General features: G+C 72.9%; 7 protein-coding genes. 2 read left to right on the top strand and 5 right to left on the bottom strand.

Annotated features, from left to right (window positions below; all coding sequences use genetic code 11):
- Positions 1–291: 291 nt before the first annotated feature.
- The 3 genes from soxR to ACFV6I_RS32170 all read right to left on the bottom strand — a co-directional run bounded on the left by soxR (position 292) and on the right by ACFV6I_RS32170 (position 5,657).
- Positions 292–783: a redox-sensitive transcriptional activator SoxR gene (gene soxR / locus ACFV6I_RS32180; protein ID WP_380429129.1), complete on the bottom strand. Its 492-nt coding sequence runs from the start codon at positions 781–783 to the stop codon at positions 292–294.
- Between the two features lie 254 nt (positions 784–1,037).
- The gene (locus tag ACFV6I_RS32175) at positions 1,038–3,407 is read right to left on the bottom strand and encodes an immune inhibitor A domain-containing protein (protein ID WP_380429126.1); all 2,370 of its coding nucleotides are present in this window, start codon (positions 3,405–3,407) and stop codon (positions 1,038–1,040) included.
- Positions 3,408–3,566: 159 nt separating this feature from the next.
- Positions 3,567–5,657 carry a prolyl oligopeptidase family serine peptidase gene (locus tag ACFV6I_RS32170; protein ID WP_380429123.1) on the bottom strand — a complete coding sequence of 697 codons (2,091 nt, stop codon included), beginning with the start codon at positions 5,655–5,657 and terminating at the stop codon, positions 3,567–3,569.
- Between the two features lie 82 nt (positions 5,658–5,739).
- Here ACFV6I_RS32170 and ACFV6I_RS32165 point away from each other — a divergent pair, with 82 nt between their 5' ends.
- On the top strand, positions 5,740–6,912 hold the full coding sequence (locus ACFV6I_RS32165) for an aminotransferase class V-fold PLP-dependent enzyme (RefSeq protein ID WP_244293311.1): 1,173 nt from the start codon (positions 5,740–5,742) through the stop codon (positions 6,910–6,912).
- Between the two features lie 56 nt (positions 6,913–6,968).
- On the opposite strand, the gene ACFV6I_RS32160 is transcribed toward ACFV6I_RS32165, so the two are convergent.
- Together ACFV6I_RS32160 and ACFV6I_RS32155 are read right to left on the bottom strand one after the other, a co-directional pair.
- Positions 6,969–7,331 carry an ArsR/SmtB family transcription factor gene (locus ACFV6I_RS32160; protein ID WP_380429120.1) on the bottom strand — a complete coding sequence of 121 codons (363 nt, stop codon included), beginning with the start codon at positions 7,329–7,331 and terminating at the stop codon, positions 6,969–6,971.
- 29 nt (positions 7,332–7,360) lie between these two features.
- Entirely contained in the window at positions 7,361–7,735 is a 375-nt protein-coding gene (locus ACFV6I_RS32155) for a hypothetical protein (RefSeq protein WP_063346882.1), read from the bottom strand.
- Between the two features lie 323 nt (positions 7,736–8,058).
- Between ACFV6I_RS32155 and ACFV6I_RS32150 the strand changes: the two genes are divergently transcribed.
- Positions 8,059–10,911: an RNA helicase gene (locus tag ACFV6I_RS32150; protein ID WP_063346881.1), complete on the top strand. Its 2,853-nt coding sequence runs from the start codon at positions 8,059–8,061 to the stop codon at positions 10,909–10,911.
- Positions 10,912–11,032: the final 121 nt, after the last annotated feature.

Here is an 11,032-nt window from a genome sequence, read left to right as displayed (position 1 = left end):
GGCGGGGCCCTCCCACTCCGGGTGGTATTTATCCCCGGCGCCGTCCGGGGCCCGACGGAGCCGGTCTGGGGCGGGCCACAACGAGCCGCCGTACCGCCCAGTGCCCCCCCCGCGGGGGGGTACGCCACCCAACGGGCGAGGGACGCGATCCCTCGCCGCAGACGCCCCGTCGGGCGCGGCGGGGAACCTCACGAGGGCCGCGTCCGACCGGGTTCCACCGTGTTCACGGTCCGGCCGTTCTCATGGTCCGACCGTGTTCACGGTTCGGTCGTTCTCAGGGCCCGGCCGTTCTCACGGTCCGGACGGCCCGCCCGCCTCGCCCGCCTCGCCCGCCGTGCCCGGCAGCAGCCGGCGCGGGCCGGGCCCCTCGGCGGCCAGTTCGTCCCCGGGGTTGAGCACCCGGCAGCGGCGCAGCGACACGCAGCCGCAGCCGATGCAGCCGGTCAGCTCCTCCTCCAGCCGCTCCAACTCGGCCCGCCGGGCGCGCAGTTGTTCGGCCCAGCGCCGCGAGATGCGGTCCCAGTCGTGCTTGCCCGGCATCCGGTCCTCGGGGAGTCCGGTGAACACCTCGGCCACCTCGGAGAGCGGGATGCCGAGCCGTTTGGCGACCAGGATGAGCGAGATCCGGCGCAGCACGTGCCGCCGGTAGCGGCGCTGGTTGCCCGGCGACCGCTCGGAGGAGATCAGCCCCTGGTCCTCGTAGAAGCGCACCGCCGAGGTGGCGATCCCGGCCCGCCGGGCCACCTCGCCGACGCTCAGCAGGTCGACCGGTGCGGTGTCCATGCCTGCTCCTCGACTCCTGGACTCCTTGACTCCTTGACTTCAAGTCCTGTTGAAGATCAAGCGTACCGGACGTGGTCGGATCATTCGCTGCGCGGAGCGGTACCACCCCTGCCGAGCAGGACAGTTACCCCCTGGAGTCGGCGCCGAACGGCCTCGCCGGAGGTCGGCGTGAACCGCCATCCGGGCGAGGTGAGGCCCATGAGCCGGCCCCGGGCCCCTTTTCGTCGGGGGCCCGGGGCCTTCGCTGGGGGTTCCTACGAGGCCGGGCCGACCCGGACGGTGGTGATCCGCCCGCCCTGGGACTCCCGGACGACCTCGATCCTGGTGTTGGTGTCCGGCACCTTCACCGCGAGCTGCGGGAGGGCCGGGTCGGTGTACGTGCCGGTGTGGTCGTTGAAGACCGGGACGGCCGGCTCGGACGGGATCCGCACCGCGACGCCGCCCTTGTGCAGCGTGAACGCCGTGGTCGGCTTGAGCGAGAACGGCGCGTCGTAGGTCTGCGCCCGTCCGTTGACCAGGGTGCCGTCGGCGAAGCGGACCGCCGCCGGGTGGGCGTCGATCGGCAGGATCAGCCCGCCGCCGGGGTGGTCCTTGGTGTTGTTGTCGCCGTACGCGGTGTCCCACAGCCAGAGCAGGACGCCCTCCTGGTACGGGTAGGTGTCGACGATGTCGGCCTTGCCCGCGACGCCGCTGTACCCGAAGTTGTACGGGCCGGTCTTCAGGAACGCGCCGTAGCCGGTGTAGCGGCGGTTCTCGGCGAGGTAGGCGCGCGGGTGCTGCTTGACGGCGGTGCGGCCGGTGATGACGGTGAAGCCGGTGGCGGTCCAGCCGTTGGCGCCGTTCTCGGCGCCGTCGGCGAAGAGCTCGGTGCCGCCGGCGGTGATCTTCACGGCGTCGACGAGCACGCCCCGGCCGTGGGTGTTGCCGTCCGAGGTAGCGTGGAAGCGCAGCCGGACCTGCTGGCCGAGGTAGCCGTCCAGCGGGAGGTGCAGCTTCCGGTAGGTGCCCGAACTGCCGCTGAGACCGGGGGTGTTTGCGCTGGTGTTGCCGATCGGCGCGCCGTCGACGGTGCCGCCCAGGGCCGTCCAGTGCTTGCCCTGGTCGGTGGAGGCCTCGACGGTGAGGAAGTCGTAGTCCTGCTCGGTGTCGTACCAGGCGGCGGCGTCCAGGGCGGCCGGGCCGGTGGCGGTGCGCAGGTCGACGTCCCGGCTGAGCGAGTTGTCTAGGTTGTCGCCGGTGTCGCTCCACCACTGCCTGGCGCCCTCGTACGGGTCGGCGAGGTCGGTGCTGGTGGTGCTGTCCGGCAGGTGGACGAGCAGCGCCTGGGCCTGGTCGGTGTTGTAGCCGCTCACCCCGAGGGCGTGGCTGGACCGGGTGGCGGCCTGTGCCTCGTCGTAGTCGAGCCAGCCGAACTGGAGCTTGCTCCAGGCGTCGAGGTCGCCCGGGTAGCCGCCGGTGGTGTTCGGCCCCTTGCCCAGGTAGGAGCCGGAGGACATCAGCGACCAGAAGTTGACGCTGTTGTCGCCGCCGCTGGTGCTGTACAGGTCGGGCAGGCCGAGGTTGTGGCCGTACTCGTGGGCGAACAGGCCGACGCCGCTGTTCTCGCCGGCCTGGACGTAGTCGTAGACGTAGAGGCCGGTGTCGCCGACCGGCGCGCCGCCGATCTTGTTGCCCTCCGGGCCGGTCCGGCCGGTCGCGTCGGGGAAGGTCCAACTGCGGTGCGCCCACAGCGCGTCGGCCCCCTGGGCGCCGCCGCCCCAGGTCTCGTCGACGCCGGCGTGCACCACGATGACGTTGTCGAGGTAGCCGTCGGGCTGGTTGAACTCGCCGGTCTTGGTGTGGTCGTAGCGGTCGTAGACGTCGTACTGGGCGAGCTGCGCCTTGATGTCGGCCACGCTGCGGCCCTTGGCGATCTCGCCGTCGTACCAGGCCTTGACGGCGTCCCGGATGAACTCCTGCCCCTGGGTCCAGGCGCCGGAGCCCTGCGGACCCTTGTTGCTGCCGTAGCGGGCCTCGTTGTACGGGACGGTGACCCAGTCGCTGACGGTGCCCTGGACGTCGTAGCGGCCGGAGGACTGGGTGCGGTAGTAGTTGCGCATGGACACGGTGCCGGGCGTGTCGTCGAAGAACATCTTCTGGTAGTAGTCGCGGCTGAAGTCCGGCTCCCACAGCGTGTGGTTGTCGCCCTTGCCCGGCTTGGGGATCTGGTCGTGGCGCGGGCCGGGGGTGCCGCCGTAGCGGGGCTGGCCGTTGTACTGGGTGGTGTTGTCGACCTCGTCGCCGAACTGGGCGAGGATCACGAAGACCTTGTCCGTGCGCTGGTGCGCCAGTTGGACGTAGTCGTTGCCGACCTTCACCTTGGCGGGGGCCCGCTTGCCGGCGGTCTTGGCGACGGAGCCCTGGTTGAGCTGTTCCAGGGCCTTGGTGCGGAGCGCCTGGCGCTCGCGCTCCTGGGGGGCGAGCGGTGCGGGCGGGGCTTCGGCGCCGCCTGCCTCGGTGCCGCGTTCGGCCGCGGCGATCGTGGCGGGGGCAGGGGGAGCGGCCTGGGCGGGGGTGCCCAGCAGGGTGGCGGCTATCGCGCTCGTGGTGAGCGCGGCCGCAAGAGCGGCGGACAGTCTGCGCAACTGACCGGTCCTTTCCGGGGGATGGGGTTTGGGGGTGGAGTAATCGTTCGGTGAAGCGCAGGTAATATTTCACATGTCACGGGTCACGTGGAAGAGGTGCGGGCAAGGCGAAGGGCGCCGCACCACCGGTGCGACGCCCCTGCCCGCGAATCCGGCGGCTCAGCCCAAGGACGCCCGCAGGAAGGCGAGTTCGGCCTGGGTGACCTGCTCGTTCACCCCGCCCGGGGTCATGTGGGTGACGCCCGGCAGCGGCAGCACGCTGTGCGGGCGGCCGGCCTTGGTGAGCGCCTCGGAGAGCAGCAGGGTGTGCGAGGGGTGGACGTTGTCGTCGGCCAGCCCGTGGATCAGCAGCAGCGGCCGGGTCAGCCCGGGCGCGTCGGTGACCAGGCAGTCGTCGGCGTAGCCCTCCGGGTTGTCCTGCGGCAGCGCGAGGTAGCGCTCGGTGTACGCGGTGTCGTAGTGCCGGAAGTCGGTGGGCGGGGCGCCCGCGCAGGCGGCGTGGAAGACGTCCGGGCGGCGCAGCACGGCGAGCGCCGCGAAGTACCCGCCGTACGACCAGCCGCGCACGCCGACCCGGCCGAGGTCGAGGTCGGGGTGCTGTCCGGCGAGCGCCCGCAGGGCGTTCACCTGGTCGTCCAGCGCCACCTGGGAGAAGCGGCGGAAGATCGCCCGGGTGAACTCCGGCGAGACGAACGGGGTGCCGCGGTTGTCGGTGGTGACGACGGCGAAGCCCTGGTCGGCCCACCACTGGCGGAGCTGCCAGCGGCGCGGCTCGGCCGCCACGGCCTGGAAGCCGGGCCCGCCGTAGACGTCCAGCAGCACCGGCAGCCGGCGGCCGGGGACGTGGTTGCGCGGGTACACCACGGCGGTGGGCAGGCCGAGTTCGGTGACCCGGGCGAGCCGTGGCCGCACCCGGTAGGGGAGGGCGGCGCTCAGGTCGGTGAGTGGCAGCGCGGGGCCGTCGGGCGAGGCGTCGAGCGAGCCGTCGCGCAGCAGTCGGCGCCGGATGCCGTCGGCGTCGGCGGTGGTGAGCAGCAGGGTGCGGCCGGCGGCGAGTGCGGAGTGCACGCCGGGGCCGGTGGTGACGGGTTCGGGTGCGCCGCCTTCCGGGTCGACCAGGTGGACGTACTGGTCGGCCGGGTCGCCCTGGCCGGTCTCGCAGAGCAGCCGGCCGTCCAGGTGCCCGACCACCCGGCGGATCTGGAGCCCGGTGGTGTCCAGCGGCTTGCCGTCCAGGGCGAGGCCGCGGGCCTGCGGGGTGTCGTGGGCGGTGAGCAGTCGGCCGTCGGCCAGCCGGGCGGGGGTGCCGGGCAGGTCGTCGACCCAGAACTCGTCGGTGGTGCGGGAGAGTTCGCGGGTCTCTCCGGTGGCCGGGTCGGCGGTCAGCAGCAGGACGTGCTGCTGGAGCCGGTCGGCGACGGTGAGCAGCAGCTCCTGGTCGGAGGCCCAGGTGGCGGCGCAGAGGTACGGGAACGCGGCGGCGTCCCAGCGGAGCCGTACCCGGCTGCGGTCGAGGCCGAGGACCCAGAGCTGGACGTCCGCGTTGGGGCCGCCGGCCTGCGGGTAGGCGAAGTCCTCGGCGGGCTCGCCGGGGTGGGCGGGGTCGGCGAAGTAGCGCCGGGGGAGGGCGGATTCGTCCACCCGGGCGGCCAGCAGCGCGCCGCCGTCGGGGCGCCACCAGTGGCCGCGGGAGCGGCCGAGCTCCTCGGCGGCGGCGAACTCGGCGACGCCCCAGCGGGCGCCGTCGGCGGGGGAGAGCGGTTCGAGGTCGGGGGTGGCGTACAGGGCGTCGTCGGCGACGTAGGCGACGCGTTCGCCGGCGGCGTCCGGCCGGGGGTCGAACGCGGGCCCGGCGACGGGCAGTTCGGTGCCGGCGCCGGTGGCGGTGTCGATCCGGAACAGTCGGCCGTCGAGGGCGAGGACGGCGGTCGCGAGGTCGGCGGTGGCCGCGTACGTGCCGATGCCGGCGGCGACCAGGCGGGTGCGTTCGCGCAGCCGTCGTTCGACGGCGGGCAGGTCGTCGCGGCGGCCGGTGCGCCCGGGGGCGAGGACGGCCGGGTCAGCGACCAGTCGTTCCTCGCCGGTGGCGGCGTCGAGCAGGTACAGGCGGTCGACCGGATCCTCGGAACCGGTCGAGCGGAGCAGCAGCAGCCGGGTACCGTCCTCGGCGAGGGTGAACGCGCGCGGCGCACCGAAGGTGAACCGGCCGGTGCGGGCGCTGAGCGACAGGAAGGGGTCGGTGATGGTCACGGCCCGATCGTCGTATCGGAGCGCGCCACCCGACCAGTACCCTGTCATGTGAAATGTCACACACCACAATGGGGAGGATGCCGTGATCGAGGACCTGTGGACCGTCGAACCCCCGGCCCCGCTGCCCGCGGCCGACGGGCTGTTCGGCATCTCGCCGGACGCGGCGCACCTGAACCACGGTTCGTACGGCGCGGTGCCCGTCCCCGTGCAGCGGGCGCAGCAGCGGCTGCGCGCCGAACACGAGCTGGACCCGGACGGCTTCTTCGCCGACCTGCCGGCCCGGGTCGGCGCGGCGCGCACCAGGATCGCCGCCGACCTGGCCGTCGACCCGGACCGGCTCGCCCTGGTCTCCAACGTCACCGAGGCGGTCGCGATCGCCCTGGACACCATCCCGTTCGCGCCCGGCGACCGGATCCTGGTCACCGACCACGGTTACGGCGTGGTCACCCGGGCCGCCGAGCGCCGGGCCGCCGAGACCGGCGCCGAGGTGGTCGAGGTCGAACTGCCGCTGGACACCCCCGACGAGCAGGCCGTCCGGGAGGCGGTGCTCGCCGCCGTCGACGAGCGCGTCACCGTCGCGGTGCTGGACCAGATCACCTCGCCCACCGCCCGCCTGATCGCAGGCCCGGGCCTGCTCGCCGACCTGCGCGAACGCGGCGTGACCACCGTCGTGGACGGCGCCCACGCCCCCGGCATGCTGCCCGCCCCGGTCGACCCGAACGCCGACTTCTGGTTCGGCAACCTGCACAAGTGGGCCTTCGCCCCGCGCGGCACCGGCGTGCTCGCCGTCCGCCCGGAGTGGGTGGACCGGGTGCGCCCGCTGACCTTCTCCTGGGAGCACGACCGGGGCTTCCCGTGGAACGTCGAATGGCGCGGCACCTGCGACTACACGGGCTGGCTCGCCGCCCCGGCCGGGTTCGAGCTGCTGCGCGAGCTCGGCCCCGAGGCGGTGGCCGCGCACAACGCCGCACTCGCCGGGTACGGCCAGCGGGTGCTCGCCGAGCGGGCCGGCCTGGCGCCGCTGCCCGCTACGCCCGGGGTCTGGATGCGCTCCGTCCGGCTGCCGGCCGGGTGCGTCGAGGCGGAGCAGGACGTGAAACCGCTGCGGGACGAGGTGTGGCAGCGGCTCGGCACCCGGATCGCGATCCGCCCGTGGGCCGGCGGCGGGGTGCTGCGGGTCAGCGCGCAGCTGTACAACCGGCCGCGGGAGTACGAGCGGCTGGCGGACGGGCTGGCCGACCTGCTGAAGGGCTGACCGGCGCGCGGGGGCCGGCCTGCGCGCGCGGTTATTCCGGGCCGGCTCGCACGTAGCTACTCTGGGCTGGCTCGCTCGGAGCCGGCCCGCTCGGAGCTGGCCCGCAGCTCGGCGAGCAGCAGGTTCTGGTCGGCGAGCAGCCCGGTGAGGATCCGCCGGGCCGCTCGCAGCAGGTCGGCGACGTCGCCGCCGGCCAGCGCGTACACCACCGTGCTGCCCTCCCGGGTGGCGGTGACGATGCCGGACCGGCGCAGCACCGCGAGCTGCTGGGAGAGGCTGGAGGGTTCGACCTCCAGCTCGGCGAGCAGCCCGCGGACGGGCGTCGGTCCGGCCTGCAGCAGTTCCAGCACCCGGATCCGGACGGGATGGCCGAGCATCCGGAAGAACTCGGCCTTGGCCTGGTAGAGCGCTACCGCCACGAGTCCCCCCTTCCCTGGGGTCGGTCCGCTCAGATCTCCAGCGAGAGTTCGATCCGCTTGAGCTGGTGGCGGGCCATCGCGAGGTTGGAGCGGCCGCGGTTGAGCGCCAGGAAGAGGAAGAGGCCGCGCCCGGTGGGCGTGGTGATCGGTCGGACCAGGTGGTACTGGTTGGTGAGGCTGATCAGGATGTCCTCGATCTCGTTGTCGTGCAGGTTGAGCATCTCCATCGCCCGCATCTTGGCGCGGACCACGTCGGTGTTCCCGGCGGCGGCGACGTTGAGGTCCAGTTCGCCGCCGTCGCCGAGGCTGCCGAGCGCCATGCCGCTGCCGTAGTCGACCAGGGCGACGCCGATCGCGCCGTCGATCCCCATGGCCTCTTTGAGGGACGTCTCCAGGTTCGCCATCGTCGGTGTCCTCCCGTGAGTTGGTGGCGGTGGCTCCGCCGTGGCAACGACGGTAGGGAGACCGGCGGCCGTCCACCGGGGATGACCGGAGACGTCCGAAGCTGGTCGGACTCTGATCACTTGAAGATGTTTGCAACTATGGATGTGAGAGGGAAGCGATCCCGGAATGATCCAGTGGCCGATCCTGCGGCCGATCCCGACGCAGGGAAGCCGCGGGGAAAGCCGTACGGAAAGTCGCACGGAAAAACGGTGCTATCGATGTCAGTGCCGCCGGGTAACCTCTCGCTGAGATGCGAGATCACACCAACCACACCCGGACGGCGATGAACACCCCTGAGCCCCAGCCCCACGACGACCAGGAGCTCAGCCCCGCCGAGGCGTACGCGGCCAGCCGCCGCCGGGCCAAGGAGCAGGCGACCGCGCTCCACGGCTTCCAGCAGCTGTACGACTTCCCGCTGGACGATTTCCAGCTGGAGGCCTGCGAGGCGCTGGAGGCCGGCTCGGGCGTCCTGGTCGCCGCGCCCACCGGCTCGGGCAAGACCATCGTCGGCGAGTTCGCCGTGCACCTGGCCCTCCTGGGCGGCCGCAAGTGCTTCTACACCACGCCCATCAAGGCGCTGTCCAACCAGAAGTACGGCGACCTGGTCAAGCGCTACGGCGCCGCCAAGGTCGGCCTGCTCACCGGCGACAACACCGTCAACGGCGACGCCCCCGTGGTGGTCATGACCACCGAGGTGCTGCGCAACATGCTCTACGCGGGCTCCAGCACCCTCGACGGCCTCGGCTACGTCGTCATGGACGAGGTGCACTACCTCGCCGACCGCTTCCGCGGCGCCGTCTGGGAGGAGGTCATCATCCACCTCCCCGAGTCGGTCACCCTCGTCTCGCTCTCCGCGACCGTCTCCAACGCCGAGGAGTTCGGCGACTGGCTGGACACCGTGCGCGGCGGCACCCGGGTGATCGTCTCCGAGACCAGGCCCGTGCCGCTGTGGCAGCACGTGATGGCCGGCAACCGGATGTACGACCTGTTCGCCAACCCCGACCGGGACGGCCGCCCCAAGGACGGCCCGCGCAACCCGGGCAAGGCCGTCAACCCCGAGCTGGTCCGGCTCGCCCGCTCCGAGCTGGACCGCAACCCGCGCGACCGGTTCGGCCGCGGCCGGGGCCGCAGCATGCCCAACGGGCGCCCCGGCCGGGTCTGGACGCCGGGTCGGGTGGACGTCATCGACCGGCTCGACGCCGAGGGCCTGCTGCCCGCGATCACCTTCATCTTCAGCCGGGCCGGCTGCGAGGCCGCCGTCCAGCAGTGCCTCAGCTCCGGCCTGCGGCTCAACAAGGACGCCGACCGCGCGGTCGTCCGGGCCTTCGTCGAGGAGCGCTGCGCCGACATCCCCGACGAGGACCTGCACGTCCTCGGCTACTTCGAGTGGCTGGACGGGCTGGAGCGCGGCATCGCCGCCCACCACGCCGGGATGCTGCCGCGGTTCAAGGAGGTGGTCGAGGAGCTGTTCGTGAAGGGCCTGGTCAAGGCCGTCTTCGCGACCGAGACCTTGGCGCTCGGCATCAACATGCCCGCCCGCTCGGTGGTCATGGAGAAGCTGGTCAAGTGGAACGGCGAGACCCACGCCGACATCACCCCCGGCGAGTACACCCAGCTCACCGGCCGGGCCGGGCGCCGAGGCATCGACGTCGAGGGCCACGCCGTGGTGCTCTGGCAGCGCGGCCTCGACCCGGAGGCGCTGGCCGGCCTGGCCGGCACCCGCACCTACCCGCTCAAGTCCTCGTTCCGGCCGTCCTACAACATGGCCGTCAACCTGGTCTCCCAGTTCGGCCGGCACCGCTCGCGCGAACTGCTGGAAACCTCCTTCGCCCAGTTCCAGGCCGACCGCTCGGTGGTCGGCATCGCCCGCCAGGTCCAGCGCAACGAAGAGGGGCTGGAGGGCTACCGCGAGTCGATGACCTGCCACCTCGGCGACTTCGATGCGTACATGGACCTGCGCCGCCGACTCAAGGACCGGGAGAACGAGCTCGCCCGCGAGGGCAGCGGCCAGCGCCGCGCGGCCGCCGTCGAGTCGATCGAGCAGCTCAAGCCGGGCGACGTCATCCACGTCCCCACCGGCAAGTTCGCCGGTCTCGCCCTGGTCCTCGACCCGGGCCTGCCGCCGGTCAGCCGCAACGGCCGGGTCGGCCGCCACCCCGACTTCCAGGACGGGCCCCGCCCGGTGGTGCTCACCGCCGAGCGGCAGGTCAAGCGGCTCGCCATGATCGACTTCCCGTACCCGGTCGCCGCCGTCGAGCGGGTACGCATCCCCAAGTCCTTCAACCCGCGCAGCCCGCAGTCCCGCCGGGACCTCGCCTCCGCGCTGCGCACCAAGGCCGGCCACCTCGAACCCGAGCGGTTCCGCCGGGGCCGCGCGGCCGCCGCCGACGACCAGGAGATCACTCGGCTGCGCACCGAACTGCGCCAGCACCCCTGCCACGGCTGCGACGAGCGCGAGGACCACGCCCGCTGGGCCGAGCGCTACCACCGCCTGCACCGCGACACCGAGGCGCTGGAACGCCGGATGCGCTCCCGCACCCACACCATCGCCCGTACCTTCGACCGCGTCTGCGGGCTGCTCACCGACCTCGGCTACCTGAGCGGCGACACCGTCACCGACGACGGCAAGCGCCTCGGCCGGCTCTACGGCGAACTCGACCTGCTCGCCTCCGAGTGCATCCGCGAAGGCGTCTGGAGTGGCCTGGACGCCGCCGAACTCGCCGCCTGCGCCTCGGCGTTGGTCTACGAGGCGCGCCAGTCCGACGACGCCACCGCCCCCCGGGTGCCGGAGGGCGGGGCCAAGGAGGCGCTCGGCCAGATGGTCCGGATCTGGGGCCACCTGGACGCCCTGGAGGAACAGCACCGGATCAACACCGCCGAGGGCGTCGGCCAGCGCGAGCCCGACCTCGGCTTCGCCTGGGCCGCCCACCGCTGGGCCCTCGGCCACAGCCTGGACCAGGTGCTGCGCGACGCCGACATGCCGGCCGGCGACTTCGTCCGCTGGACCAAGCAACTGATCGACGTCCTCGGCCAGATCCAGGACGCGGCCGGCGAGGACGCCGAACTGCGCCGGACGGCCCGCAAGGCCGTCGACGGCCTGCGCCGCGGCATCATCGCCTACTCCTCGGTGGGCTGACCGCCGAACGCCAGGGGCCCGCCCGTTCACCCCGAACGTGCGGGCCCCTTCGCATGGTTGCTCACCGGTCCAACGGTGGCCCCTTATCGATGACTCGGGGTGGTAGCCGCCAGGCCTGCGG

The sequence above is a fragment of the Kitasatospora sp. NPDC059803 genome, assembly GCF_042732255.1.
In the GTDB taxonomy this organism is placed as follows: Bacteria; Actinomycetota; Actinomycetes; order Streptomycetales; family Streptomycetaceae; genus Kitasatospora.
The sequence above is the reverse complement of the archived record's forward strand: the minus strand, read 5'-3'. Positions and strand labels throughout refer to the sequence as shown.